This is a genomic window from Nonomuraea sp. NPDC050536 (genome assembly GCF_044457685.1).
Lineage (GTDB): Bacteria > Actinomycetota > Actinomycetes > Streptosporangiales > Streptosporangiaceae > Nonomuraea.
In genome coordinates this window covers 45,926-70,933 of record NZ_JBITHD010000009.1, presented here as the reverse complement: position 1 = coordinate 70,933, position 25,008 = coordinate 45,926, and the positions used below count along the sequence as shown (strand labels likewise).

The window sequence follows — 25,008 nt, the reverse complement described above, 5'->3', positions numbered from 1 at the left end:
ATGACCAACCCGACGCGCGTGCCGTCCGGGATCAACCCGAACGTCCCCAATGCCGCGCGCATGTACGACTACTACCTCGGCGGCAAGGACAATTTCGCGGCCGATCGTGAGGCCGCGGAGAAGATCATGGCGCTCGGTCCGAGCAGGCAGATCTGCCTGGCCAACCGGTGGTTCCTGGGCAGGGCGGTCAGGTTCATCGCCAACCAGGGCATCCGGCAGTTCATCGACCTGGGCACCGGTCTGCCCAACCAGAACAACGTCCACCAGGTGGCGCGGCAGGTCCACCCGAACGCGCCGGTCGTCTACGTCGACCACGACCCGGTCGTCATCGTCCACGCCCGCGCCCTGCTGGCCGACGTGAACGGCAACACCGCCTTCGCGCACGCCGACATCAGGGACCCCGGGTCCATCCTCGACCACCCGGACGTCGAGCAGCTGATCGACTTCTCCCAGCCCGTCGGCGTGGTGTTCCTGGGCGTGCTGCACTGCCTCACCGACGAGGAGGACCCCTACCGGGTGGTCCGCGCCTTCGCCGACAGGATGGCGCCGGGCAGCTACCTGATCGTGTCGCACCTGACGGACGACGCCCATCCCGAGGTCGGCGTGGCCGCCCGCGAGGTCTACGACAAGGCCGACACTCCGCTGATCCACCGCAGCCACGAGCGGATCGCCCGCCTGTTCGACGGCTTCGACGTGGTCGAGCCCGGGGTGGTCCACGTCGCGGACTGGCGGCCGGAGGAACCGCGGGAGGAAGACCCCGTGGGCAGCGAGTGGTGGTACGTCGGCGTCGCCCGCAAGCCCTAGCGGACGACCAGGACGATCTTGCCGTGGCTGTGCCTGCTCTCCACGAGCCGGTGCGCCTCAGCGACCTGGTCGAGCGGGAGCGTGCCCGCGACGACGGGCTGGAGCGTACGGCCCAGCAGCCCGGCCAGCGTCCGGGTGCGTGCGCCGTCGTCCTGGATGAGCACGCCGTGGAAGGTGAGGTTGGCGTCGATGACGGCGTCCAGGTCCAGGCTCGGGGTCTCGATCGAGGCCAGTTGCCCGTGCGGGCGGACCGCGGACAGGCTGTCGTTCATCACGGTCCCGCCGAAGAGGTCCACGATGGCGTCGACCGGCTCCGCGACCTGGGAGGCCACGTCGGTGGTGCGGTAGTCGACGCAGTGTAGGGCGCCGAGCTCGGTGAGCAGCCGGTGTGACGGCTCGCTCCCGACCGCGATGACGCGCAGCCCCGCCTCGGCGGCCAGCTGCAGGAGGAACGTGCCGACGCCTCCGCTCGCCCCGTGCACCAGGATGGTCGCGCCCGGTGGCAGGTCCAGCCGCCGCAGCACCTCGTACGCGGTGCCGCCCGCCAGGGGTACGGCTGCCGCCTCCACGAACGAGACGCCCTCCGGAATGGCCGCGACCAGGTCGGCGCGGACCGTGGCCAGTTCGGCGTAACCACCGCCGCCCGAGGGGAAGGGCGTCATGGCCATGACGCGGTCGCCCGCCCTGAACCCGTCCACGCCGGGCCCCACCTGGTCGATCACGCCCGCCACGTCGTAGCCGAGCACGCACCCGTCGGCGAGTCCCGCCCAGGAGCCGTCGGCCCGGTTGCCCGCGTCGACCAGGTTCACCCCGGCGGCGTGGACCGCGATGCGAACCTCGCCGGGACCGGCCTGGGGATCAGGGAGCTCGGCCAGCCGCAGCACCTCTGGACCCCCGAACCCGTCGACGATCACGGCTTTCACGGGGACTCCTCACAGCAGCGGACGAATTCCTGGACGACGGGGTTGGCGTCGTCGGCGGGCGCCCAGGCGACGGCGACCCGGCTCGGGCTGACACCGCTGACGGGGCGGTACGTGACGCCGGGGCGCGCGTAGAAGCGGGCCGCGGATTCGGGGGCCAGGGCGACGCCGTAGCCGTTGGCGATCGCGCTCAGCCAGTCGTCGGGCTGGTCGGTGACGGCGCCGATGTGGACCGGGTGTCCCTCGCGCTCGTCGGCGGCCAGCCAGTAGTCACGCCACCAGCCCGTCTCCGGCGGGGCCGCGACGAACGGCTCGTCCCACAGGTCGCGGAAGGGGATCAGGTCGCGCTCGGCGAGCGGGTGCGTGCTGGCCAGCGCGACCAGGCGCGGCTCGCTGAACAGCGTCCTGACGCGCAGGCCTTCCTGTCCGGGGAACGGCAGGCGCAGCAGGGCGACGTCGACGTCCCCGTCGGCGAGCCCGGCGGTCGGGTTCGACCAGGCCGCCTGCCGCATGTCGACCCGCCAGCCGGGGCGGTGGCGGGCGAAGGCGGCGATGATGTGCTGGGTGGCCTCGTTGGCGGCGCTGGCGATGAAGCCGACCCGCAGCACGCGGGCCGCCCTGCTGGCCACCTGGCGGGTCTCCCGCAGCGCCCTGTCCCATTCGGCCAGCAGCGTGGGCACCTTCTCGGCCAGGGCCTGGCCCGGCTCGGTGAGCGCCATCCCGGCCTTCGATCGCGTGAAAAGGCGCATGCCGAGCTGGGCCTCGAGCTGCTTGATCTGCTTGGTCAGCGCGGGCTGGGAGACGAACAGCCGATCGGCGGCGCGGGTGAGGGTGCCCTCCTCGGCCACGGCGATGAAGTACCGCAGCAACCGCGTGTCGACATCCATGCCATCAGGTTATAGATACAGGTATTGGACGCCCGATCCGGCTCCCCTCGAGACTCGGAGCATGCAGGCCGCATACGTCGCCCTAACCCTCCTCACGATCGTGGCCAACGCGTGGGCCGCCATCGCGGACTTCGCGCGGGCCAGGGTCGTCCTGGTCAACGCGGCGGCCGTGGGCATCCCGCGGTCCTGGCTCCCCCTGCTCGCCCTGCCGAAGGCCGCCGGCGCCGCCGGCCTCCTGCTCGGCCTGCTGAGCGTCCCCTACATCGGCACCGCCGCCGCGGCCGGGCTCGTGCTGTTCTTCGCCGGCGCGCTCGCCGTGCACGTGCGCGCCCGCGTCTTCCGGCCGATCGGCTTCCCCGCGGCCTTCTTCGCGCTGGCCGTCGCCTCCCTCGTCCTGGCCACCCTCACCTAGTGGGGACGAGGAAACGCTGCTTGACGCCCCGCCGGCCGATGAAGCGGCCGCCGTTGCGCTCGATCGCGCGACGGGAGAACTCGTTGGTGTCGTCGCAGGTGAGCAGCACCGGGTCGATGCCGAGCCGACACGCGACCGGCAGGGCGGCGCGCAGCATGGCGGTGGCGTGGCCCCGGTTCCTGGCGGTGGGGCGCACGTCGTAGCCGATGTGGCCGCCGGCGTCCTCCAGGGCCGGGGTGAGGCGGTGGCGGATGGCCAGCCGCCCGAGGAACTCCTGGCCGTCGATCCACCACAGGGTGGTGGATGGGACGAACCCCTCCGGGCGTGGGGTGCTCTCCAGGGATTCGTCGAGCAGCCGGGTCACGTAGCGATTGAACGCGCCCGGGTCGGACAGCCCGTCGGCATTCAGGCTCGCGACGAACCAGGGCGGCGGCTCGGGGTGGGTGTGGAACTCGCGGACGGCGGCGACGAAGGACTCGTGGACCGTGATGGCGGGCGGCATCAGTTCCGGCATGGTTTAAGGCTCTTGAGGAAGGCCGCCGCTGTCCACCGGATGAACCCGCGGCGGCGATCACGGTGTCTCGCTGTAGCTGGGAGATGCCGGGGAGGTGGACGCCCGTTTCGCGGCGGCTCGCGGTAGCAGGGTCATGAGGGCGACCAGGAGGAGAGCGGCGGGGATGCCCCAGGTGAGGGCGTCGGGGATGGCGGCGGCCGTGGCCTGCGGGGTGGGCGGGTGGCCGTGGAGGCGCTGGGTGAGTAGGGAGCCGAAGCCGGCCACGCCGAGCGAGAGGCCCAGGCCGCGGATCGAGACCGCGGCGGAGCTGGCGGCGGCCAGGTCCGCAGGAGGGACCGCGTTCTGCGCGACGACCACCAGGTTCTGCATCAGCAGGCCGAAGCCGGCCCCCAGCACGCCGACCTCCACGGCGAGCACCGCGTAGGGGACGCCGGGGTCCAGGAGGCTCAGCAGGGCGAAGCCCAGCGTCACGATCGCCGAGCCCGCGACCAGGTAGGGCTTGAAGCGGGTGCCGATTCGGGCGCCCGCCACGAAGGACACGATCATGAACGTCAGGACGTACGGGTTGAGCGCGAGCCCCGCCTGGGTGGCGCCCATGCCGTACGCGGCCTGCAGGTAGGTGGGCAGGTAGACGATCGAGCCGCCGAGCAACGCCCCGAGCAGCGCGGTGGCGGGCAGGGCGACCCGCAGCACGTGGTTGGTGAACAGGCGCGGCGGCAGCAGCGGGCCGGCGGCCCGCCGTTCCCACCACACGAACAGCGCCGCGAGCACCGCGGAGACAGGCGCCCAGACGGCGGAGGAGGAGACCAGCAACAGGCTCACCACGGCACCCGCGATCAGCCCGGCCCCGAGGGCGTCGACCTTGCCGTCGCCGCCCGCCCTGGGCAGGCGCAGCGCGAACCCGGCCAGCACCAGGGCGATCAGCCCGAGCGGCAGGTTGACGTAGAAGATCCAGCGCCAGCTCGAAGCGTCGGTGATCGCGCCGCCGGCCAGCGGGCCGCCCACGCTGGCCAGAGCGAACACTCCGCCGGTGAACCCCTGGACGCGGCCGCGCAGCCGCGACGGGTAGAGCTCCGACAGCGCGATCGTGGGCAGCACGAACAGCGCGCCCGCGCCCACGCCCTGCAGGGCTCTGGCGGCGATCAGCTGCCCCATCGTCTGGGCCATGCCGCACAGCGCGGAGCCGGCCATGAAGACGGCGATGCCGGTGATGAACGTGGCCCGGCGTCCGAAACGGTCGCTGAGGCGCCCGTAGAGCGCGCCGGTCGCGGTCGAGGCCAGCACGTAGGAGGTGACGATCCAGCCGATCGCGTCCATCCCGCCCAGTTCGGCGACGATGTCGGGCAGGGCGATGGCCACCACCGTCTGGTCCATCAGCGACAGCAGCATGCCGATCTGCAGGCCGGCCGTGGCGAGCGTTCTCGACCTCACGATCAGCTCCTGGCCAGGTCGAAGTCGTCGTCGAGCAGGTCCTGGTCGGCGACCGCGCCCGCGACGGTACCGCTGGCCGCCGCGGCGATGACCGCCGCCAGCGGCATCGGTACGGTGGCCCGCCGCGCCATGTCTCCGGCCGCGTACACGCCCGGCACGCTGGTCCTGGCGAACTCGTCGACCTCAACGCACCCGTCGGCGAACATCGCGCAGCCGAGCCGGGCGGCCAGGTCCGAGCGCTGGCGCGGCACGTTGACCACGAACAGCGCATCCCTGGCCAGCGCAGGACCACTGTCGAACACCACGTCGCCCGGCGCCTCCACGCGGGCGATCGCCTCGCAGCGGACGGTGACGCCGTGGGCCTCCAGCTTCGCCCGCGCCGCCGGGTCGAGCGGCTCGCCGCCGGTGCACAGGGCGACGTCCCCGGCGAAACGGCTCAGCTGCAGCGCCAGCCGTACCCGAGCGGGAGTGGACCCGAGCACCGCGACCGACCTGCCGGTGCACTCGTAGCCGTGGCAGTAGGGGCAGTGGAAGGCCGAGCGGCCCCACAGCCGCTCGACGCCGCGCGGGCCGGGCAGCTCGTCGGCCAGCCCGGTCGCCAGCAGCAGGCGGCGCGCCCGCACCTCGCCGCCGCCGTCCACGGTCAAGCGGAAGGCGCCTTCGACGCCCGTGACCAGCCCGCGCCGGAACTCGACCGTCGGATAGGCCGACAGGTCCTCGCGGCCCAGCTCGCGCAGGCGGGCCGGCGGCGTGCCGTCCCTGGTCAGGAAGTTGTGCACCGCCTCGGCCGGGGCGTTGCGCCCCTCCCCTGCGTCCAGCAGGAGCACCGAGCGGTGCGTACGGCCAAGGGTGAGGGCCGCGGCCATGCCGGCCGGGCCGGCGCCGACGATCGCGACGTCGTACATGTCGTGCCTCCACAGGTTGACGTGGAGGCAAGTCTGCAAGTTAATGTCAACATGAAGTCAAGTGACTCGATGCGCATCGGGGAGCTGGCCGAGCGGTTCGAGCTCGCGCCGCACGTGCTGCGCCACTGGGAGGCGATGGGCCTGCTGACGCCGGCCGCCCGGGTGAACGGCCGGCGCCGCTACACCCGAGACCACGCGGTCCGCGTGATGACGATCATCCGCGCCAAGTCGGCGGGGATGAGCCTGGACCAGATCCGCGAGATGCTCGAGGTCTCCGACCAGGTCGGACGGCGGGCGCTCCTGCGGCGGCATCATGCGGAGCTGGAGCGGCGGCTCCGGGAGATCGAGGCGTCCAAGGTGCTCATCGAGCACGTCATGCAGTGCCGAGCCGACGACTTCACCCAGTGCCCCGCCTACCGGCGCATGGTCGAGAGCCTCGGCTGACAGTGCCGGGTCGCAGGCGGCATCAGGCGCGCCCCCGGCGTGGAGGACCCCTTACGCCGTCTACGGCTGACGGGTAGGTGTGCCGGAGGTCGAAAGAGCCGCCCTTACAGGCAGAGTTCTTCGATGGTCGCCTGGAGGCGGTCGAGGTTGCGCAGCGCCCGGGTCAGCAGGTCGTCGAGTCTGGTCTGGTCCAGGTGCAGTCGCGCTTCCTCCAGCTCGGCCCGCAGCCCGGCCAGCGGCGTCCGCAGGTCGTGTGAGGCTTGCGAGCCCAGGGCGCGCTCGCGCCCGATGGCGGTCAGGGTCATCTCCATCGTTCAAGCATGACCAGCGAACGATGGAAGCGGCACGGGAGAAGTACTCATGCGGTACCTGTTCGCGCGATGGCACGTGGAGCAGGGCCGATCAGGTGTCGCCGACCTCCTTGGCCTGGCGCAGGAACTCCCGGGCCGCGTCGGCCGTGTCCGGATCTTCGTCCGAGTCGACGTAGGAGCCGATCCAGTGGCCGAACTTGTCGACGGCCCTGATCGGGTTGACCTCCCGGTCCGTGGCGTAACCGGCCACGAGCCGCCACCAGCCGTACAGAGCCTGGGCGCGGCGGTGCGCGTGTACCCGGTCGGCACTCAGCGGGTGCGCCTCCAGGTCGGCGGCCGTCGCCTCACATTCCAGGCGCGCCTTCTCGACAGCCGCCCCCAACGTGCGGGTCATCGCGGCTTCCCTTCCTCATCACTGCAGGTTGTACCCGCTATGACAGGTCATAACGTCCGCAAGAGGGCAGGCCTGGGTATTCGGGGTGGTCAGCCGCGTAGGGCCCCCTTCATGGCGTCGCGGATGAAGCCGCGGGCGAACAGGGTGAAGACCAGAGCGAGCGGCAGTACGGCGAGCAGCGTCCCAGCCATGATCATGCTGTAGTCGTTGTCATGCGCCGTGTTCAGCTGCGAGAGCGCCACCTGGAGGGTGAGGTTGGACGGGTCCACCATGACGATCAGCGGCCAGACGTAGTCGTTCCACGCGCCGATGAACGTGGTGATGCCGAGGAAGGCCAGCCCGGGCCGGATCACGGGCAGCACCACGTACAGGTACTGACGGAAGAAGCCGCACCCGTCAATTCGGGCGGCCGCCAGCAGGTCGTCAGGCACCGCGCCGCTGATGTACTGCCGCATCCAGAAGATGCCGAACGCGTTGGCCGCCGCCGGAATGATCAGCGCCTTGAGCGTGCCCACCCAGTCCAGGTCCACCATGATCACGAACTGCGGGATGAGGGCGAGCTGGCCGGGCAGCATGAACGTCACCATGAGCAGCCCGAACAGCAGGTTCCTGCCGGGGAAGGCGAACTTGGCGAAGGTGAAGGCGGCCAGCGAGTCGAAGAACAGCACGAGCAGCGTGACGCTGGTGGCCACGATCGTGGTGTTGAGCATCGAGCCGAAGAAGTCGATGTTGTCCAGCACCCGCCCGATGTTGGCGAACAGTTCGGGGCCGAAGGTCAGCTTGGGCGGCACCCGGTACATGTCGCGGGTGGTGTTGGTCGCCATGACCGCCGTCCAGTAGAACGGGAACAGCGAGATGACGACGCCGACGAGCAGCGTCAGGTGCAGGCCCACGCCACGGAACCGGTTCATGCCGCCTCCTTGCGGGGACGGGCCACGAGGCGCCAGTTGATCGCGGTGAACAGCAGGATGACCACGAACACGGCCCAGGCGATGGCCGCGCCGTACCCGTAGTCGTTGTTGTTGAAGGCCTCGCGGTAGAAGTACAGGATCGCGGTGAGCCCGGCCGAGCCGGGGCCGCCGCCGTTGGCGGCATTGGCGGCGTTGCTGGAGAAGAGCACCTGCGGCTCGGTGAAGGTCTGCATGCCGTTGACGGTCGAGATGACCACGGTGAACAGGATGATCGGCCGCAGCTGCGGGATGGTGATGCGGAAGAACGTCTGGACGGCGCCGGCCCCGTCGATCTTGGCCGCTTCGTACAGCTCGCTCGGAATGGCCTGCAGCCCGGCCAGGTAGATGATCGCGTTGTAGCCGGTCCACTGCCAGCAGATCAGCGTGGCGATGACGACCTTGATGGTCCACTCGTTGACGAGCCAGGGCACCGGCGAGGCGCTCAGCCAGCCGAGGAGCATGTTGATGAGCCCGGCGTTGGTGCTGAAGACCGAGCCGAAGAAGATCGCGATCGCCACGACCGAGGTGACGTTCGGCACGAAGTAGGCGATCCGGTAGGCGCCGGCGAAGCGGACCGTGGAGTTGAGCAGGTTCGCCAGCACCAGCGCCAGGAAGAGCGTCGGCACGGTGGACATGAACCAGATCAGGAAGGTGTTCTTCAGCGCCAGCCAGAACGTGGAGTCCTTGATCAGGAACTGGAAGTTCCGCAGGCCCACGAACTCCATCTCGCCCAGGCCGTCCCACTTCTGGAAGGCCAGGTACAGCGAGAACAGGATCGGGATCAGCATGAACACCAGGAACAGCACGAAGAACGGCGAGATCGCCAGGTACTGCGGCCAGTAAGACCGCAGCCTGCGGGACTCCACGTCAGCTCACTCCCTGGCGTTCAGCGATCTGCTTCGCGGCGGCGACCGCGTCGTTCCAGGCCTGGTCGCGGTTCTTGCCCTTGACCCACACGTTGGTCAGCTCGTCGGAGTACGGCTGGCTCACGGCGGCGTCCGCGGAGGCCTCGTACTGCACGGGCACCTTCTTGGCCGCCTCGCCCAGCACCTCGATCGTCTTCTGCCCGCCGAAGAACGCGTCGCCCTGGGTGAGGGCGGGCAGCGCGTAGCTGGCCGGTGAGGACGGGAACAGCGCGGCGTCTGTGAAGCCCCTGGCCTGGTTCTCGGCGCTGAGCAGCCAGGTGACGATCTGGAAGGCCAGCTGGGGATCGCGGCACGTGGTGGGCAGGGCCAGGAACGAGCCGCCGATGTTGGCGGGGCCTACCGGGGCGGCCGCCACCCGCCACTTGCCGTCGGTGCCCTGGGCGCCGTTCTTGATGTCGAGTGCCGACCACGCGGCGCCCTGGATGGCGGCCAGCTTGCCGTTGGTCATGGCGGCGTTGAGGTCCTGGCCGTCGAACTTGGGCGCGGCGACGCCCATCTCGACGGACTTGACGGCGACGTCCCACGCCTTGCGGATGTGGTCCTGGTCGCCGATGAAGTGGTTGCTCTGGTCGATGAAGCGCTTGTCGCCCTGCCCGACGGCCACCGTGAACACCTGAAGGACGCTGTCGACGATGAAGGCGTCGGGCACGGCCTTCTTCAGCTTCTGCCCGGCGGCGAACAGGTCCTCCCAAGTGGACATGGCCGCCGTGACCTCGGCGGGCTCGGTGGGCAGCCCGCCCCTCTTGAAGATGTCCTGCCGGTAGAACATCGCGGTGGGCCCGATGTCGATCGGGAAGCCGATCAGCTTGCCGTCCTTGGTGGAGCCCTGCTTCCACTTCCACGGCACGTACTGGCCGGCCAGCTTGTCGGCGCCGAGCGTGTTGAGGTCGATGAACCGGTTGGCCTCGTCCAGCATCGAGGCGATGTTCTCGCCCTTGATGCCGGTGATGTCGGGCACGAACTTGCGGCCGTTCATCGTGGTGACGAGCTTCTGCTTGAAGTCGCCGCCGATCACCGACGGCTTGAGCGTGATCTGCTTGAACTGCTTGACGGCGTCGGCCACCACCTTGTCGCTGAGGCCGCCGCCCCAGTACCAGAGGGTCAGCTCCTTGGTGCCGCCCCCCTTGCCGTTACCAGAAGAGCAGCCCGCCAGCGCGAGGGAGAGGAGTCCTGCCTGAATCAACGTCCTGCGGGTGAGTTCCATGGCCTCATAGCTCCTTCAAGAAGGCATAGTCACGGCGGAGGTCGGGGTCGGTGAGGTGCTGCCACCAGTGGTCGAGCTCGTCCCGCCTGGGCGCGGAGACCGCTCCGCCGACCCGCTGGACGGACAGCGCGGCGGCGAGGTTGGCGAAGCGCAACCGCTCCACCAGTGGCCTGCCGGCCAGGGTGGCCGCGACGAGCGCGGCGCCGAACACGTCGCCGGCTCCGGTGGGGTCGGCGATCTCGACGGGCAGCCCGGGGACGCGGGCGGTCTCGCCGGTGGCCGAGTCGATGGCCAGGGCGCCGTCGCCGCCGCAGGTGACGACGGCCAGCGGCACCAGCTCCGCCAGGCTGCGCACGGCCGCCTCGGGCGTGCCGGTCCTGGTGTAGCTCATGCCCTCGTGGGCGTTGGGGGTGAAGGCGTGGCAGGCGGCGAGCTGGTCGAGCATCGCCCGCGACCACTGTCCGGACGGATCCCAGCCCACGTCGGCGAAGACGAGGCCGCCCGTCCTGAGCGGCCAGGCCACGGGTTCGAGTTCCAGGTGGACGATCGCCGCCTTGGCGGGCGGCGGATCGCCGATCATCTCGTCGGCGGCCATGGGCGGCGCCGCGCCGTGCGTGATCAGGGCGCGATCGCCCTGGTAGGCCAGCGACACGGTGGTGGGGGTGGCCCATCCGGGGAAGCGCCGCGACAGGGTGAGATCGACGCCTTCCCCGTCGGCCAGCAACTGCCAGCAGTAGCCGCCGAGCGGGTCGTCGCCGAAGGCCGCCGCCAGGCCCGTGCGCAGCCCGAGCCTGCTCAGCGTGAACGCGAAGTTGGCGATGCCGCCCGGCCCTGAGGCCATCGCGGACGTCCAGACCTCGGTCCCCGGTTGGGGGGCGTGGTCGAGGCCGGAGAACGCGACGTCGAAGAAGAGCAGACCTGAGACGAGGACATCGAGTTGGCGGGGGTGGGTCACGACGCTTCACCTCGGGCGTGCGATTCAAATTACGGTGGATGGTGCACCGCTTTGCCAAAGTTCGCAAGAGTTTGAGCGAAATTGCCCCCTAGCCTTGAGCGACTTTGAGCGCTAACGTCCCAGTCATGCTTCGAGACCGACGGCACGAATTGATACTGCGCATCCTGCGCGCCGAGGGCACCGCCACGGTCGAGGCACTGGCGGAGCGGCTGGAGACCAGCGTGGCGACGATCCGGCGCGACCTGGTCCAGCTGGATGACGAGGGCCTGCTGCGGCGCGTGTACGGCGGCGCCATGCCGATCGAGGGGAAGGACGAGCCCTTCCTCGACGTGTCGGCCGTGCGCGCAGAAGAGAAGGATAGGATCGCGCAGAAATGCGCGGAACTCGTCAGGGACGGTGAGACCGTCCTGCTCGACATCGGCACGACCGCGCACCGGGTGGCCCGGCATCTGCGCGGCCGCAACCTGACCGTGGTCACCAGCAGCCTGGCCGTGCTCGAGGAGCTCAACGACGACGAGGGCATCCAGCTGCTGCTGCTGGGCGGGATGGTCCGCCGCGACTACCGGTCGCTGGTGGGCTTCCTGACCGAGGACAACCTCCGGCAGATCAAGGCCGACCGCCTGTTCCTCGGCACGAGCGGGGTACGACCTGGCGGCCACGTCATGGACACCACCGTGGTGGAGGTCCCGGTCAAGCGCGCCATGATCGCCGCGAGCGACCACGTCGTGCTCGTGGCCGACAGCGGCAAGTTCCCCGGGACCGGGATGGCCAGGGTGTGCGGTCCCGAGCAGCTCGACGTCGTCGTCACCAACGCGGGCACCGATCCGGGCACGCTGTCCACGCTCCGGGAGGCGGGCGTCGAGGTGATCGAGGTATGAGGCTGACCATCCTGGGCGGCGGCGGCTTCCGCGTGCCGCTGGTGTATCGGGCGCTGCTGAACGACCGGGGCAGCGGTCGCGTCACCCACGTCACGCTGCACGACCTGGACGAGTCCAGGATCGCGGCCATCGGCCGGGTGCTGGCGGAGATGGCGGACGGCGTCGCCGACGCCCCGGACGTGACGATCACCACGGATCTGGACGAGGCGCTCAAGGGCGCGGACTTCGTCTTCTCCGCGATCCGCGTGGGCGGGCTGGAGGGACGCGCCGTCGACGAGCGGGTCGCGATCGAGGAAGGCGTGATCGGCCAGGAGACGGTGGGCGCGGGCGGCATCGCCTACGGCCTGCGCACCCTCCCGTTCGCCGTCGAGCTGGCCAAGCGCATCGCCGCGGTCGCGCCCGAGGCGTGGGTCATCAACTTCACCAATCCGGCGGGCATGGTGACCGAGGCCATGTCCCACCACCTTGGCGAGCGGGTCATCGGCATCTGCGACTCGCCCGTCGGGCTCGGCCGCCGGGTGGCCGGGGCTCTGGGCGCCGACCCTGCGACGGTCCGGCTGGACTACGCCGGGCTCAACCACCTCGGCTGGCTGCGCGGCGTGCACGTCGACGGGCGGGACCTGCTGCCCGAGCTGCTGGCCGACGAGCAGGCTCTGACCTCCTTCGAGGAGGGCAAGCTCTTCGGCGCCGCATGGCTGCGCACGATCGGCTGCATCCCGAACGAGTACCTGCACTACTACTACTTCAACCGTGAGGCGGTGGCCGCGAGCCGCGCCGCCGGCCGTACCCGCGGAGCCCTGCTGATCGAGCAGCAGCGGCGCTTCTACGCGCACGAGGACGGGCCGGCGCTGGCGGCCTGGGAGGACGCCAGGCTGGAGCGGGAGAGCACGTACATGGCGGAGAACCGCCAGGCGGCCGGCGTGGGCGAGCGGGAGTCGTGCGACCTGGAGTCGGGCGGGTACGAGCGGGTCGCGCTGGCGCTGATGCGGGCGATCGCGCTGGACGAGCGCACCACGCTCATCCTCAACGTGCGCGGCCGAGGCACGTTGTCACCGCTGGACGACGACGCCGTGGTGGAGGTGCCCTGCTCGGTCGACGCCGACGGGGCCCGCCCGCTGGCCGCCGACCCTCTGCCCGGGCACGCGGCGGGCCTGGTGACGACGGTCAAGGCGGTGGAGCGTTCGGTGATCGAGGCGGCCACCGACGGCTCGCGCCAGGCCGCGCTGCGCGCGCTGGCCCTTCATCCGCTCGTCGACTCCGTCGCCGTGGCGGGACGGCTCCTCGAACGGTACGAGGCCGAGCTCCCCCAGCTCGGCTACCTGCGCGGAAGGGCCTGACATGCACGACGACCGCAAGCTCGTCGAGGAGCGGATCGACCGGATGCTGCGGGAGCGCATCGCGCCCGCGGTCTACGCGGCTCGCATCCCGCTGGAGCTGGCCGCCTGGCACGTCCCGGGCGAGCCGGTCCCCCTCGAGGAGGCGCTCGCGGCGACGTACGAGCCGTTCGCCGCCGGCACCCGCTGGGGCCGCCCCTGGTCGACGACCTGGCTGCGCGCCACCGGCACCGTGCCGGGCGAATGGCTGGGGCGGCGCGTGGAGGCCGTCTTCGACCTCGGGTTCGTCGGCGACTGGCCGGGCGGCCAGGCGGAGGCGCTGGTCTACGACCTGTCCGGCGACCCGATCAAGGGCCTCGAGCCGCAGAACCAGTACGTCCCGGTCACCGGGCCGCAGGTCGGGCTGATGCTGGAGATGGCCGCCAACCCGGACATCCTGGCCGACGGCTTCCTGCCCACGCCGCTGGGCGACCTCGCGACGGCGGGTGACGAGCCGCTGTACCGCTTCGCCCACGCCGACCTGGCCGTCCTGGACGAGGAGGTCTGGCACCTGCGCCTGGACCTGGAGGTCCTGCGCGAGCTGATGGCCGAGCTGCCGCAGGCCGAGCCGCGCCGCCACGAGATCCTGCGCGCCCTCGAGCGGGCCCTGGACGTGCTGGACATCCACGATGTCTCCGGTACGGCGAGCCAGGCGCGAGCCCACCTGGCCGCGGTCCTCGCCTCCCCCGCCCACGCCAGCGCGCACACGATCTCCGGGGTCGGCCACGCGCACATCGACTCCGCCTGGCTGTGGCCGATCCGCGAGACCCAGCGCAAGAACGCCCGCACGTTCGCCAACGTCACCGCGCTGGCCCGCGACTACCCCGAGTTCGTCTTCGCGGGGCCGCAGGCGCAGCAGTACGCCTGGGTCAAGCAGCGCTGGCCGGAGATCTTCGACCGCATCCGGGAGGCGGTCAAGGGCGGGCAGTGGGTGCCGGTGGGCGGCATGTGGGTGGAGGCCGACGGCAACCTGCCCGGCGGGGAGGCTCTGGCCAGGCAGCTGGTGCACGGCAAGCGGTTCTTCGCCGAGGAGTTCGGCGTCGAGTGCCGCGGGGTGTGGCTGCCCGACTCCTTCGGCTACACGGCGGCCTATCCGCAGATCGCGCGACTGGCCGGGATGGACTGGTTCCTCACCCAGAAGATCTCGTGGAACCAGACGAACAAGTTCCCGCACCACACGTTCTGGTGGGAGGGCATCGACGGGACTCGGATCTTCACCCATTTCCCGCCCGCCGACACCTACAACGGCACCTTCGCCGGGAGCGAGCTGGCGCACGCGGTGCGCAACTACGCCGAGAAGGGCGCGGGCACGCGGTCGCTGCTGCCGTTCGGGCACGGCGACGGCGGCGGCGGGCCCACCCGCGAGATGCTGGAGAGGGCGCGGCGGCTGCGGGACCTGGAAGGCTCGCCCCGCGTGGTCGTCCAGCCGCCGGACGCGTTCTTCGCCGCGGCCCGCGAGGAGCTGCCGGACGCCGCCGTCTGGTCGGGCGAGCTGTACCTGGAGTTGCACCGGGCGACCTACACCTCGCAGGCACGGACCAAGGCCGGCAACCGGCGCAGCGAGTCGCTGCTGCGCGAGGCCGAGCTGTGGGCGGCGACCGCGGCGGTGCACGCCGGGTTCGCCTACCCCTACGACGAGCTGGATCGGTTGTGGAAGGTGGTGCTGCTGCACCAGTTCCACGACATCCTGCCGGGCAGCTCGATCGCCTGGGTGCACAAGGAGGCCGAGGCCACCTACGCCCGGGTGCACGCCGAGCTCGAGGAGATCATCACCGCCGCCACCACGGCGCTGGCCGGGACGGGCACCACGCCCTGGGTTTTCAACACCGCCCCGCAGCCGGTGGAGAGCGTCCCCGGCGGCGGCATGGCCAGGCTCGAAACCCTCCCGGAGCCCGGCGCGCCCGTCACCGTCGAGGGCACCACGCTGGACAACGGGCTGGTCAGGGTCGTGATCGATGGGGACGGGCTGCTCGCCTCGGTCAGGGATCTGGTCGCCGGGCGTGAGGTGCTCGCGCCTGGCACGCGCGGCAACCTGCTGCAGCTGCACGCCGACTTCCCGAACCAATGGGACGCCTGGGACATCGACGCGCACTACCGGCGGCAGCGCACCGACCTCACCCACGCCGACTCCGTCACGGTCGTCTCGCGTGGTCCGCTGGCGGGCGCGGTCAGGGTGGAGCGCTCGTTCGGCGCTTCGCGGGTGACGCAGACGGTCACCGTACGGGCGGGGAGCCCGAGCATCGAGATCGCCACCGAGATCGACTGGCACGAGCGGCAGAAGATCCTCAAGGCCGCGTTCCCGCTGGACGTGCACGCCGACCGGTCGGCCGCCGAGATCCAGTACGGGCACGTTCACCGGCCCACGCACACCAACACCAGCTGGGACGCCGCCAGGTTCGAGATCTCCTGTCACCGGTGGATCCACGTCGGCGAGCCGGGGTACGGCGTGGCCATCGCCAACGACGCCACCTACGGGCACGACGTCACCCGCACCACCCGCCAGGACTGCGGCACCACCACGACCGCCCGGCTCAGCCTGGTGCGGGCGCCGCAGTCGCCCGACCCTGAGGCCGACCAGGGCAGGCACCGGATGACGTACGCCCTGGTGCCCGGCGCGTCGATCGCGGAGGCGGTGGACGCCGGGTACGCGCTCAACCTGCCGGCGCGCGTGGTCTCCGGCGGCGCGGGGCCCGTTCCGGAGCCGCTGGTGAGCCTGGATGGCAGGGCCGCCAGGATCGAGGCGGTCAAGCTGGCCGACGACGCCTCCGGCGACGTGGTGGTCAGGGTGTACGAGTCGCTCGGCGGGCGTGCCGCCACGCGGCTGCGCGCGTCCTTCCCGATCACCGAGGTGACGGTGACCGACCTGCTGGAACGCCCGCTGGGCGAGACCCTGGCCGCGGACGCCGACGGCAGCGTGCCGATCGGCCTGCGCCCGTTCCAGATCCTGACGCTGCGGCTGCGCCGCAGGTGACGACGTTACGGTCGCCACGCATCGGTGATCATGGATGACCCCGAACCCCCTAGGAGCCCCCCATGTGCCGCACCGCTGCCCATGACCACCACCATCACCATGACCACCCGCTCGGCGGCCCTGAGTACGCCGACGTGGGGATCCCCGACGACGCGCTGTCGCCCGCCGACCTCGGCCGCCGCTCGTTCCTGCGCCGGGTGGGCCTGTTCGGCGTGGGCGCCGCCGTCGCTCCCGTGCTGGGTGGCCTGCCCGCCGCGGCGACCGTCCGCGGCGGCGGATCGCGCGGCTACCAGTGGCTGGCCGGCGACCACCACATCCACACCCAGTACAGCTACGACGCCATGTACACCATCGAGCAGCAGGTGGCGGGCGGCGCCGGACACGGGCTCGACTGGATGGTCATCACCGACCACGGGCACGCCGCGCACGAGAAGTTCGCCGTGGAGTCCACCTACGCCGACGTGCTGGCCTCCCGCGGCAGGCACCCGGACATGCTGGTGTGGCAGGGGCTGGAGCTGAACGTGCCCGGTGGCGAGCACGCCACCGTGTTCTTCGACGGCGCCCGCGACGAGATCGGGCTGCTGCGCGTCTTCGAGCGGCTCTTCGACTCGCGGGTCAACGGCACCGGCGCCTCGTCCCCCGCCAACGAGGCCAAGGCGCTTGAGGCGCTGGCCTGGCTGGACGCGGCTCTGCGCAGCGGCGCGGCCGGCCAGGCGCTGTTCCTGGTCAACCACGTGATGCGGCGTGGCCGGTACGCCCCGCACGAGCTGCGCGCCTTCCGTGACGCCGCGCCGTACATCGCGATCGGCATGGAGGGCTCGCCGGGCGCGCAGAACGAGATCAGGGCCCGCGGCGACTACAACAACACCCCGGACGCCGACTCGTGGCCGGGATGGCGGCAGGAGCACTACCCGACCTACGGCGGGTTCGACTCGGCGGCGGCGATCCTGGGCGGGATGTGGGACTCCATGCTCGCCGAGGGCAAGGGCTGGTGGATCACCTCCAACAGCGACGGCCACTTCTACGACCAGGACACCCTCACCCGGCCCGCCGTGCCCGCGGACTGGTACGACACGCACGGCAGGTACCCCGACCCGGTCGACACCGGCCTTCCGCAGCGGCACGCCGACTTCTGGCCGGGCCAGTTCAGCCGCACCGTGGTGGGCGCCGCCTCGCGCGACTACGGCGCGGTCATGGAGGGCCTGCGCGCGGGCCGCGTGTGGGTCGGCATGGGCGGCCTGGTCGAGGCGCTGCACGTCAACGCGCACGCCCCCGGCAACGGGCAGGTCACGCTGGGCGGCCGGCTCACGGTACGGCGGGGCGACGACGTGACGATCACGGTCCACGCCGAGCCTGCCACCCGGCCGAACGCCGCGGGCCAGGTGCCCCGCCTGGCCAGGATCGACCTCATCCGCGGCGCGGTCACCGGTGCGCAGGCCGACCGCGACGCCGCGACGGCGGCCGACGTGCGGGTGGTGCGGTCGTTCGAGCCGCGCGGCCACGGTCCCGCCCGCTTCACCTACCGGTTCAGGGACGTGCGCGAGCCGTTCTACGTGCGGCTGCGCGGCACCGACGGCAACCGGCACGCCCCTGGGAGCATCGAGCCGGCCGCCGACACGGGCCAGAACGACAGCCCCTGGGGCGACCTGTGGTTCTACGCCAACCCGATCTTCGTCGACGTCACCGGCGGCTGAGCGCCCAGGGACCCCACCTGCGAGGCGGACTCGCCGGGGCCGCGCGGGGGCGTGGGCTGAGCGGGATGGCTACCACTCCGACGGCGACGTCAGCACCTACCTCGAGGAGGACATGCCCTCCGGCCAGGAGCCCGCCGGCTTCTGTTCGACCTCCCCGGCGAGGCCGCCGTCGTCCTCCCGGGAGCCGCCCGCCACTGAGGCGTTCACGCGCCGGTGGCGGCCTGGTAGGCCGCCACCGCCGTGGGGAGCGTGGGGAACAGGTGGTCCTCGCCGATGGCGGCGGTCAGGCCGAAGGCGTCGAGCGAGGTGCGCAGATCCTGCTTGACGCGGGCCATGGCGAAGACGATGCCCCGGCCCTCCAGCTCCTGCCGCAACGAGTCCACCGCATCCAGCGCGGTGATGTCCACCTCCACGTTGGCTTCGACGTTGAGCACGAACCAGGCGACCGAGCCCTGGTTCTCGTCGACGGCGGCCTGGGCGCGGCGGCGGAAGTCCTGGGCGTTGGCGAAGAACAGCGGCGAGTCGTATCGGTAGACGACCAGGCCGGGGATGGTGCGGGCGCTGGGGTAGTCGTCGACGTCGTGCATCCCGGCCAGGCCCGGGACCAGCCCCAGGATGGCGTCGTGTGGCCTGGCCACCCGGTGCAGCATCTCGGCCACCGACAGGGCCACCGCTAGCAGCACGCCGTACAGGATGTCGAAGGCGAGCACTCCGGCGAGCGCGGCCAGCGCGAGGAGCAGCTCGCTGTGGCGGAAGGCGGCCAGGCGGCGGAACGAGGGGAGGTCGACCAGCCGCAGCGCGGCGTAGATCACCAGCGCCCCGAGCGCGGGGACGGGGAAATCGGCCAGGAGCGGCCCGCCGAACAGCAGCACGGCGACCACGCACACCGCCGCCACGATCGAGTACAGCTGGGTGCGCGCGCCGGCCGCGTCGCCGAGAGCGGTACGGCTGCCGCTGCTGCTGACCGGAAATCCGCCGAAAAATCCGGATCCGAGGTTGGCGACGCCCAGCGCGAGCAGCTCCTGGTTGGCGTCGATCTGCTGGCGGTGCTTGGCGGCGAAGGCGCGGCCTGTGAGCATGTTGTCGCTGTAGCCGACCAGCAGCACGCCGAGCGCGGGCAGCACCAGCTGCCGGGCGTCGCCGAGGTCGGGCAGGACCAGGTGCGGCAGCCCAGAAGGGATCGCCCCGATCACGCGCACGCCCTGCTGGTCGAGCCCGAACACCGTCACGCAGACGGTGGCCAGCAGCACGGCGATCAGCGGCCCCGGCAGGGCCGGCAGCCGCCACTGCAGGAGCAGCAGGAACCCCAGCACCCCGGCCGCCACCAGCAGGGTCAGCGGGTGGACGGCCCCGATCCCGCGCCAGAAGGAGGCCAGCTCCTCCAGCACGCTCTCGCCCGAGACGGGCACGCCGGTCACCTTGCCGAGCTGGCTGACGATCATGATGATCGCCACGCCGGCCATGTAGCCGACCAGGATCGGCCGCGACAGCAGGTCGGCCACGAAGCCGAGCCGGAGCAAACGGCACAGCAGGCACAGCAGCCCGACCATGACGGCCAGCCCGATGGCGAGCTGGGCGTAGCGGGCCGGGTCGCCCGTGGCGATCGGCCCGATGGCGACGGCGGTCATCAGCGCGGTGGTGGCCTCGGGCCCCACCGACAGCTGCCGTGACGAGCCGAGCACCGCGTACAGCACGAGCGGCCCCAGGCTGGCCCACAGCCCCGTCACGGGAGGCAGTCCCGCGACGGTGGCGTAGGCCATGACCTGTGGCACGAGGTAGGCGGCCACGGTCAGCCCGGCCAGCAGGTCGCCGCGCAACCAGGCGCGCCGGTATCCGATCACGCCGCCAGTCTCGCACCGACGGATGCGTCACTGAGAATGTCAGGGGCATTGACAGGTAACGTGCCAGGTGCTGTGATGTCGCAACCGTCGATCGGAGGTCTTTGGCGATGCCACAGTTGTTCCTTGGTGCCCGGTTCTTCACGGCCGACCGCCGGCCGTGGGCGGAGGCGATGGTCGTCGCCGACGGCCGCATCGGCTATGTCGGCGACGCCGGCACCGCCCGCAGGCTCGCGGGCCCCGGCGTGACCGAGGTGGATCTCGGCGGCGCGCTCGTGCTGCCGGGCTTCGTCGACGGGCACGCGCACGTGCTGTCCACGGGGTCGGCGAGCCACCAGGCCGATCTGACCGGCGCCGGCGAGCTCGCCGAGATCCAGTGCAGGATCGGACAGTGGGCGGCCGCGCACCCCGACGCGAAGCGGGTGCGGGCCTACGGCTGGCAGCACGCCGAGGTGCCCGGCGGCAGGCCGACCCGGCAGATGCTGGACGCGGTGGTGCCCGACCGGCCGGTGTACGCGCAGGCCGCCGATTTCCACTCCATCTGGCTCAACACCGCCGCCCTGGCCGAGCTGGGCATCGACGCGAGCACCCCGGATCCGGAAGGCGGCACGATCGCCCGCGACCCCGAGACGGGCGAGGCCACCGGCTACATCGACGAGACCGCCATGCACCAGCTGGTCTGGCCGGTGCTCGACGCCGGGGTGTCCGACGCCGACCGCGACGAGGACCTGCGGGCGGCGCTGCGCGGTTACCGCGAGTCGGGTGTCACGGCGGCGGTCGACATGGGCCTGGACGAGGCCGACCTGGCCGCGATGGCCCGCGCCGAGCGGGCGGGCACGCTGACGGCCCGGCTGGTGGGCCACTGGGTGATCCGCCGCCACGACGACGCGCTCGCGAGCGTCGCCAGGGCCGCCGAGCTGGCCGCCCTGCACACCTCGCCGTGGCTGCGGGTCACCGGCATCAAGATCATGGTGGACGGCACCGTGGACGGCTGCACGGCCGCGCTCGGCCGGCCGTACGCCAACGGGTCGCTGCCGGGCCCGATCTGGGACCTGGACGCGCTCGCCCCGGTGGTGGCCGCGGCCGACGCGGCCGGGCTGCAGGTGGCGATGCACGCGATCGGCGACGAGGCGATCAGGATCGCGATCGGCGCCGTCGAGCACGCGGTGCGCGTCAACGGGCCGGGGCCGCGCCGCCACCGCATCGAGCATCTGGAGGTGGCCGAGGAGGCCGACATCCGGCGGCTGGCGGCGCTCGGCATCACGGCCAGCATGCAGCCGGTCCACGCCGACCCCGCCATCCAGGCCAACTGGCGGGCGATGCTCGGCGACGAGCGGGTGGAGCGGGGATACCCGTGGCCGGAGATGACCGCGGCGGGCGCGCCGCTGGCCTTCGGCACCGACTCCCCCACCGCGCCGTACGCCCCACTGCGGAACATGTTCATCGCGGCGACCCGCCGCTCGGCCTTCGATCCCGGCCTGCCGGCCAACGTGGCCCGCTACGCGCTGCCGCTGGCCGAGGCGGTCACCCACGCCACCCGCGACGCCGCGTGGGCCTGCCGGGCCGAGGAGCAGGTCGGGCGGCTGGCGGCTGGCCTGCTCGCCGACTTCGTGGTGCTCGACCGCGACGTGTTCGACCTGCCGGCCGAGGAGCTGCTGCGGGCCCGGGTGCTGCGCACCGTCGTCGGCGGCACGGGCGTGTGGGCGTCATGAGCGCCCGGTTCCTGGCAGGCCGCCTGGGCGGGCTGGTCGCCACGCTCCTCGTGGCCAGCTTCGTGATCTTCGGTGCGCTGTACGCCGCGCCGGGCTCGCCGATCACGTTCCTGACGCACGGGCGGTCGATGACGCCGCAGGCGATCGCGGCGCTAAACGCGCAGTACCACCTGGACGAGCCGCTGGCCGCGCAGTACTGGCGGTGGCTGACCGGGGTGGTGCGCGGCGAGTTCGGCACCTCGATCCTCTTCCACGACAGTGTCGGCTCGCTGCTGGCCGGCCGGGCGATGAACACGGTGGCGCTGGTGCTGTTCTCCGCGGTGCTCATCATCGTGGCGGGGCTGGCCATCGGCGTGCTGGCCGGGCTGCGGCCCGGGGTGGTGGCCACCTCGCTGATGGGCCTGTCCACGGCGGCGATGGCGGTGCCCGCGTTCGTGGCGGCGATGGTGCTGACGCTGGTGTTCGCCGTCGACCTGGGCTGGTTCCCCGTCTTCGGCTCCGGGTCGGGGCTGACGGACCGGATCGGGCATCTGGTGCTGCCGTCGGCGGCGCTGGCGCTGGCCTCGGTCGCGTTCGTCGCCCGGCTCACCCAGGCGGCGGTGCGCCAGGAGCTGGCCGCCGACCACGTGCAGACCGCCGTCAGCCGGGGCCTGCCGTACCGCTTCATCGTCCGCAGGCACGTGCTGCGGAACGCGACGATCCCGGTGTTGACCGTGACCGGGCTGACCGTGGCGGGGCTGATCGCCGGCAGCGTGGTCGTGGAGCAGGCCTTCCAGCTCAACGGGCTGGGCAGCTATCTGGTCAGCTCGGTGCAGCAGAAGGACTTCCCGGTCGTCCAGGCGATCTGCCTGATGTACGTGGCCGCGTTCATCGTGCTGAACACGCTGATCGACCTGGCCTACTCGCTGCTGGACCCGCGCATCGCGCTCGGGCGGAGGCCGTCATGAGCCGGGCCGCCGCGATCGTGCTGGTGCTGGTGTTCCTGCTGGCCGCCGCCGGGCCGCTGCTCGCCTCGGCCGACCCGAACGCCCTCGACCTGTCGCAGGCGTACGGCGCGCCGAGCCTGGAGCACCTGCTCGGCCAGGACGCCAGCGGCCGGGACCTGCTGACCAGGCTGGTCTTCGGAGCCCGCACGGCGCTGGTGGGCCCCGTGCTGGTCGTGGTGGCCTGCACGCTGGCCGGGACGGTGCTGGCGCTGGCCGCGGTGTGGTTCGGCGGCTGGTTCGACGCCGTGGTGGCGCGGGTGAGCGACGCGCTGTTCGCCTTCCCCGGGCTGCTGCTGGCGATCCTGGCCACCGCGCTGTTCGGCGCTGGGCTGACCGCCGCGGCGGTGGCGCTGTCGATCTCGTACACGCCGTACCTGGCGCGGATCGTCCGCAGCGCGGCGCTGCGCGAGCGGGGCATGCCGTACGTTTCCGCGCTGCGCGTGCAGGGGCTGCGGGGCGTCACGATCTGCCTGCGGCACATCCTGCCCAACATCGCCACGCTGATCGTGGCGAACGCGACGCTGACGTTCGGCTTCGCGCTGATCGACCTGGCCGGGCTGTCGTTCATCGGGCTGGGCGTGCAGGCGCCCACCGCCGACTGGGGCGCGATGGTCGGCGAGGGCCTGCCGGGCATCATGCAGCGCTACCCACAGGAATCCCTGTACGCCGGGGTGCTGATCGTGGCCACGGTCGCGGCGGCGAACCTGCTCGGCGACCGGCTCACGGCACGGGCGGAGGCCAGGGCATGAGTGACCTGTTGCGGATAGAGGGCCTGACGATCCGGCTGCCGGTGGACGGCGTGCCGCGCACCGTCCTGCACGACGTGTCGCTGAGCCTCGCGCCAGGGCAGACGCTGGGGCTGGTCGGCGAGTCCGGGTCGGGCAAGTCGATGACCGCGCGCGCCATCGCCCGCCTGCTGCCGCCAGGAGCGCAGGTCGAGGGCCGGGTGTGCGTCGACGGCGCCGCGGTGTTCGACCTGCGGGGTGCGGCGCTGCGCCGCTACCGGGCCGAGGACGTCGCGATGATCTTCCAGGATCCGCGGGCGCACACCAACCCGGTGCGCCGCATCGGCGACTTCCTGACCGAGGCGCTGCGCGTCAACCGCGGGCTCGGCTCCCGCGAGGCGAACCGCCAGGCGGTCGAACTGCTCGCCCAGGTCGGCATCGCCGACGGGGAGCGGCGGCTGCGGCAGTACCCGCACGAGCTGTCCGGCGGCCTGCTGCAGCGGGTGATGATCGCCGCGACGGTCGCTGTCAGGCCGCGGCTGATCCTGGCCGACGAGCCGACGACCGCGCTGGACGTCACCACGCAGGCCGAGGTGATGGGCATCCTGGCCAGGCTGCGCCGCGAGTACGGCATGGCCATGCTGTTCATCACGCACGACCTCGACCTGGCGGCGGCCGTGTGCGACCAGACCGTCGTCATGTACGCGGGCCGGGTCGTCGAGCGGCAGGCCTCCGCCCGGCTGCACAGCGATCCGCTGCACCCGTACACGGCGGCGCTCGTCCAGGCCCGCCCCGACCTCGGCCGTGCCGCGGCCCGGCTGGACGCCATCCCCGGCCAGCCGACCACCGCCTACGAGGCGCCCGAGGGCTGCGCGTTCGCGCCGCGCTGCCGCCACGCCGAGCCCGAGTGCGGGGAGGGCGTCCAGGACCTGCGCGCGTTCGGCGACGGGCAGAGCCGCTGCCGCCGGACCCTCGAGCTGCGCGGAAAGGTGGCCCCGTGACCCTCGTCGTCGAAGGACTCACCAAGGTCTTCGGCGGCTTCGTCGCCGTGGACGACGTCGGGTTCGAGCTGCCGGCCGGCGGCTCGCTCGGCCTGGTGGGCGAGTCCGGCTCCGGCAAGACCACCACCGCCAGGATGCTCATCGGCCTGGAACGGCCGAGCGCAGGCCGCATCGTCATCGACGGCGCCGACCACACCCACCCGGCGCGGCGCGCCAAGGCCTGGCGGGCACGCGGCAGGAAGATCCAGATCGTCTTCCAGGACCCCTACACCTCGCTCGACAGGCACCAGCGCGTCGGCGACTGCCTGGCCGAGGTGCTGCGCCTGCACTTCGGGCTCGGCCGTGCCCGGCTCGGCGAGCGGGTGCGCGAGCTGGCCGCCTTGGTCGGCCTGGACGAACGCCAACTGCGCGCGCTGCCCAAGGCGCTGTCCGGCGGGCAGCGCCAGCGGGTCGCCATCGCCCGCGCGCTGGCGGCAGAACCCGAGATCGTCATCCTGGACGAGGCGGTCTCGGCGCTGGACGTGTCGATCCAGGCGCAGATCCTCAACCTGCTCGCCGACATCCGCGCCCGCACGGGCGTCAGCTACCTGTTCATCAGCCACGACCTGGCCGTGATCCGGCAGATCACCGACGACACCATCGTCATGCGCCAGGGACGGATCGTGGAGCGCGGCCCCACCGCCACCGTGCTCGACCGTCCCGCCCACCCCTACACCCGGCTGCTGCTCAGCAGCATCCCGCGCCCCGGCTGGACGCCATCCCCCAAGGAGTGA

The 25,008-nt window shown here is 71.9% G+C and carries 24 protein-coding genes; 12 read left to right on the top strand and 12 right to left on the bottom strand.

The window, feature by feature from the left end; translation table 11 throughout:
* The gene (locus ACIBHX_RS25025; RefSeq protein WP_397069645.1) at positions 1-804 is read left to right on the top strand and encodes an SAM-dependent methyltransferase; all 804 of its coding nucleotides are present in this window, start codon (positions 1-3) and stop codon (positions 802-804) included.
* Here ACIBHX_RS25025 and ACIBHX_RS25020 read toward each other — a convergent pair.
* A complete protein-coding gene (locus ACIBHX_RS25020) occupies positions 801-1,727 on the bottom strand; it encodes a zinc-binding alcohol dehydrogenase family protein (protein WP_397069644.1) in 927 nt (308 codons plus the stop codon). The genes ACIBHX_RS25025 and ACIBHX_RS25020 overlap by 4 nt on opposite strands.
* A complete protein-coding gene (locus tag ACIBHX_RS25015) occupies positions 1,724-2,611 on the bottom strand; it encodes a LysR family transcriptional regulator (RefSeq protein ID WP_397069643.1) in 888 nt (295 codons plus the stop codon). The genes ACIBHX_RS25020 and ACIBHX_RS25015 overlap by 4 nt, the downstream gene beginning before the upstream one ends.
* 61 nt (positions 2,612-2,672) lie before the next feature.
* Between ACIBHX_RS25015 and ACIBHX_RS25010 the strand changes: the two genes are divergently transcribed.
* Complete coding sequence (locus ACIBHX_RS25010; RefSeq protein WP_397069642.1) at positions 2,673-3,023, top strand: DoxX family protein; 351 nt, start codon at positions 2,673-2,675, stop codon at positions 3,021-3,023.
* Here the strand turns inward: ACIBHX_RS25010 and ACIBHX_RS25005 are convergent.
* From ACIBHX_RS25005 to ACIBHX_RS24995, 3 genes are read right to left on the bottom strand one after another with little or no spacing between them, the layout of a single operon-like run.
* The gene (locus ACIBHX_RS25005) at positions 3,016-3,537 is read right to left on the bottom strand and encodes a GNAT family N-acetyltransferase (protein WP_397069641.1); all 522 of its coding nucleotides are present in this window, start codon (positions 3,535-3,537) and stop codon (positions 3,016-3,018) included. The two genes, ACIBHX_RS25010 and ACIBHX_RS25005, sit on opposite strands and share 8 nt — an antisense overlap.
* Positions 3,538-3,594: 57 nt before the next feature.
* Positions 3,595-4,968: an MDR family MFS transporter gene (locus ACIBHX_RS25000; protein ID WP_397069640.1), complete on the bottom strand. Its 1,374-nt coding sequence runs from the start codon at positions 4,966-4,968 to the stop codon at positions 3,595-3,597.
* Between the two features lie 2 nt (positions 4,969-4,970).
* Positions 4,971-5,873, bottom strand: coding sequence for an NAD(P)/FAD-dependent oxidoreductase (locus tag ACIBHX_RS24995; RefSeq protein WP_397069639.1), 903 nt, complete (start codon positions 5,871-5,873; stop codon positions 4,971-4,973).
* Positions 5,874-5,924: 51 nt separating this feature from the next.
* Here ACIBHX_RS24995 and ACIBHX_RS24990 point away from each other — a divergent pair, with 51 nt between their 5' ends.
* Positions 5,925-6,317 (top strand): MerR family transcriptional regulator, encoded by a 393-nt coding sequence (locus ACIBHX_RS24990; protein WP_397069638.1) that lies wholly within the window; start codon positions 5,925-5,927, stop codon positions 6,315-6,317.
* 104 nt (positions 6,318-6,421) lie between these two features.
* On the opposite strand, the gene ACIBHX_RS24985 is transcribed toward ACIBHX_RS24990, so the two are convergent.
* The 6 genes from ACIBHX_RS24985 to ACIBHX_RS24960 all read right to left on the bottom strand — a co-directional run bounded on the left by ACIBHX_RS24985 (position 6,422) and on the right by ACIBHX_RS24960 (position 11,057).
* Positions 6,422-6,628: a histidine kinase dimerization/phospho-acceptor domain-containing protein gene (locus ACIBHX_RS24985; protein ID WP_397069637.1), complete on the bottom strand. Its 207-nt coding sequence runs from the start codon at positions 6,626-6,628 to the stop codon at positions 6,422-6,424.
* A 91-nt stretch (positions 6,629-6,719) separates the two neighbouring features.
* Positions 6,720-7,022, bottom strand: coding sequence for a hypothetical protein (locus ACIBHX_RS24980; RefSeq protein ID WP_397069636.1), 303 nt, complete (start codon positions 7,020-7,022; stop codon positions 6,720-6,722).
* Positions 7,023-7,111: 89 nt separating this feature from the next.
* Positions 7,112-7,933, bottom strand: coding sequence for a carbohydrate ABC transporter permease (locus tag ACIBHX_RS24975; protein ID WP_397069634.1), 822 nt, complete (start codon positions 7,931-7,933; stop codon positions 7,112-7,114).
* The gene (locus ACIBHX_RS24970) at positions 7,930-8,838 is read right to left on the bottom strand and encodes a carbohydrate ABC transporter permease (protein ID WP_397069633.1); all 909 of its coding nucleotides are present in this window, start codon (positions 8,836-8,838) and stop codon (positions 7,930-7,932) included. Before ACIBHX_RS24970 ends, ACIBHX_RS24975 begins: the two co-directional genes overlap by 4 nt.
* Before the next feature lies 1 nt (position 8,839).
* Positions 8,840-10,102, bottom strand: coding sequence for an ABC transporter substrate-binding protein (locus ACIBHX_RS24965; RefSeq protein WP_397069632.1), 1,263 nt, complete (start codon positions 10,100-10,102; stop codon positions 8,840-8,842).
* A 4-nt stretch (positions 10,103-10,106) separates the two neighbouring features.
* Entirely contained in the window at positions 10,107-11,057 is a 951-nt protein-coding gene (locus ACIBHX_RS24960) for a carbohydrate kinase family protein (protein WP_397069631.1), read from the bottom strand.
* Positions 11,058-11,182: 125 nt separating this feature from the next.
* Between ACIBHX_RS24960 and ACIBHX_RS24955 the strand changes: the two genes are divergently transcribed.
* The 4 genes from ACIBHX_RS24955 (at position 11,183) to ACIBHX_RS24940 (ending at position 17,973) form a co-directional block, all read left to right on the top strand.
* Positions 11,183-11,935, top strand: coding sequence for a DeoR/GlpR family DNA-binding transcription regulator (locus ACIBHX_RS24955; RefSeq protein WP_397069630.1), 753 nt, complete (start codon positions 11,183-11,185; stop codon positions 11,933-11,935).
* A complete protein-coding gene (locus ACIBHX_RS24950; RefSeq protein ID WP_397069629.1) occupies positions 11,932-13,272 on the top strand; it encodes a 6-phospho-beta-glucosidase in 1,341 nt (446 codons plus the stop codon). The genes ACIBHX_RS24955 and ACIBHX_RS24950 overlap by 4 nt, the downstream gene beginning before the upstream one ends.
* Before the next feature lies 1 nt (position 13,273).
* Positions 13,274-16,279 (top strand): alpha-mannosidase, encoded by a 3,006-nt coding sequence (locus tag ACIBHX_RS24945; protein ID WP_397069628.1) that lies wholly within the window; start codon positions 13,274-13,276, stop codon positions 16,277-16,279.
* A gap of 62 nt (positions 16,280-16,341) precedes the next feature.
* Complete coding sequence (locus ACIBHX_RS24940) at positions 16,342-17,973, top strand: PHP domain-containing protein (RefSeq protein ID WP_397069627.1); 1,632 nt, start codon at positions 16,342-16,344, stop codon at positions 17,971-17,973.
* A 203-nt stretch (positions 17,974-18,176) separates the two neighbouring features.
* On the opposite strand, the gene ACIBHX_RS24935 is transcribed toward ACIBHX_RS24940, so the two are convergent.
* Positions 18,177-19,814: a SulP family inorganic anion transporter gene (locus ACIBHX_RS24935; RefSeq protein WP_397069626.1), complete on the bottom strand. Its 1,638-nt coding sequence runs from the start codon at positions 19,812-19,814 to the stop codon at positions 18,177-18,179.
* Positions 19,815-19,921: 107 nt separating this feature from the next.
* Between ACIBHX_RS24935 and ACIBHX_RS24930 the strand changes: the two genes are divergently transcribed.
* The 5 genes from ACIBHX_RS24930 to ACIBHX_RS24910 are packed head-to-tail and all read left to right on the top strand — an operon-like array spanning position 19,922 to position 25,008.
* Positions 19,922-21,523, top strand: a complete 1,602-nt coding sequence (locus ACIBHX_RS24930) for an amidohydrolase (protein ID WP_397069625.1) — start codon at positions 19,922-19,924, stop codon at positions 21,521-21,523.
* Positions 21,520-22,470: an ABC transporter permease gene (locus tag ACIBHX_RS24925; protein ID WP_397069624.1), complete on the top strand. Its 951-nt coding sequence runs from the start codon at positions 21,520-21,522 to the stop codon at positions 22,468-22,470. The genes ACIBHX_RS24930 and ACIBHX_RS24925 overlap by 4 nt, the downstream gene beginning before the upstream one ends.
* Positions 22,467-23,258 carry an ABC transporter permease gene (locus tag ACIBHX_RS24920; protein WP_397069623.1) on the top strand — a complete coding sequence of 264 codons (792 nt, stop codon included), beginning with the start codon at positions 22,467-22,469 and terminating at the stop codon, positions 23,256-23,258. Before ACIBHX_RS24925 ends, ACIBHX_RS24920 begins: the two co-directional genes overlap by 4 nt.
* A complete protein-coding gene (locus ACIBHX_RS24915) occupies positions 23,255-24,235 on the top strand; it encodes an ABC transporter ATP-binding protein (protein ID WP_397069622.1) in 981 nt (326 codons plus the stop codon). The genes ACIBHX_RS24920 and ACIBHX_RS24915 overlap by 4 nt, the downstream gene beginning before the upstream one ends.
* Positions 24,232-25,008, top strand: a complete 777-nt coding sequence (locus ACIBHX_RS24910; protein ID WP_397069621.1) for an ATP-binding cassette domain-containing protein — start codon at positions 24,232-24,234, stop codon at positions 25,006-25,008. The genes ACIBHX_RS24915 and ACIBHX_RS24910 overlap by 4 nt, the downstream gene beginning before the upstream one ends.

What these genes read in the sequence shown, in the direction of transcription:
- ACIBHX_RS25025 (WP_397069645.1), top strand. Translation starts at nt 1, where the DNA reads ATGACCAACCCGACGCGCGTGCCGTCCGGGATCAACCCGAACGTCCCC.
- ACIBHX_RS25015 (WP_397069643.1), bottom strand. Translation starts at nt 2,611, where the DNA reads ATGGATGTCGACACGCGGTTGCTGCGGTACTTCATCGCCGTGGCCGAG.
- ACIBHX_RS25010 (WP_397069642.1), top strand. Translation starts at nt 2,673, where the DNA reads ATGCAGGCCGCATACGTCGCCCTAACCCTCCTCACGATCGTGGCCAAC.
- ACIBHX_RS25005 (WP_397069641.1), bottom strand. Translation starts at nt 3,537, where the DNA reads ATGCCGGAACTGATGCCGCCCGCCATCACGGTCCACGAGTCCTTCGTC.
- ACIBHX_RS24995 (WP_397069639.1), bottom strand. Translation starts at nt 5,873, where the DNA reads ATGTACGACGTCGCGATCGTCGGCGCCGGCCCGGCCGGCATGGCCGCG.
- ACIBHX_RS24990 (WP_397069638.1), top strand. Translation starts at nt 5,925, where the DNA reads ATGAAGTCAAGTGACTCGATGCGCATCGGGGAGCTGGCCGAGCGGTTC.
- ACIBHX_RS24985 (WP_397069637.1), bottom strand. Translation starts at nt 6,628, where the DNA reads ATGGAGATGACCCTGACCGCCATCGGGCGCGAGCGCGCCCTGGGCTCG.
- ACIBHX_RS24980 (WP_397069636.1), bottom strand. Translation starts at nt 7,022, where the DNA reads ATGACCCGCACGTTGGGGGCGGCTGTCGAGAAGGCGCGCCTGGAATGT.
- ACIBHX_RS24975 (WP_397069634.1), bottom strand. Translation starts at nt 7,933, where the DNA reads ATGAACCGGTTCCGTGGCGTGGGCCTGCACCTGACGCTGCTCGTCGGC.
- ACIBHX_RS24965 (WP_397069632.1), bottom strand. Translation starts at nt 10,102, where the DNA reads ATGGAACTCACCCGCAGGACGTTGATTCAGGCAGGACTCCTCTCCCTC.
- ACIBHX_RS24955 (WP_397069630.1), top strand. Translation starts at nt 11,183, where the DNA reads ATGCTTCGAGACCGACGGCACGAATTGATACTGCGCATCCTGCGCGCC.
- ACIBHX_RS24950 (WP_397069629.1), top strand. Translation starts at nt 11,932, where the DNA reads ATGAGGCTGACCATCCTGGGCGGCGGCGGCTTCCGCGTGCCGCTGGTG.
- ACIBHX_RS24945 (WP_397069628.1), top strand. Translation starts at nt 13,274, where the DNA reads ATGCACGACGACCGCAAGCTCGTCGAGGAGCGGATCGACCGGATGCTG.
- ACIBHX_RS24940 (WP_397069627.1), top strand. Translation starts at nt 16,342, where the DNA reads ATGTGCCGCACCGCTGCCCATGACCACCACCATCACCATGACCACCCG.
- ACIBHX_RS24930 (WP_397069625.1), top strand. Translation starts at nt 19,922, where the DNA reads ATGCCACAGTTGTTCCTTGGTGCCCGGTTCTTCACGGCCGACCGCCGG.
- ACIBHX_RS24925 (WP_397069624.1), top strand. Translation starts at nt 21,520, where the DNA reads ATGAGCGCCCGGTTCCTGGCAGGCCGCCTGGGCGGGCTGGTCGCCACG.
- ACIBHX_RS24920 (WP_397069623.1), top strand. Translation starts at nt 22,467, where the DNA reads ATGAGCCGGGCCGCCGCGATCGTGCTGGTGCTGGTGTTCCTGCTGGCC.
- ACIBHX_RS24915 (WP_397069622.1), top strand. Translation starts at nt 23,255, where the DNA reads ATGAGTGACCTGTTGCGGATAGAGGGCCTGACGATCCGGCTGCCGGTG.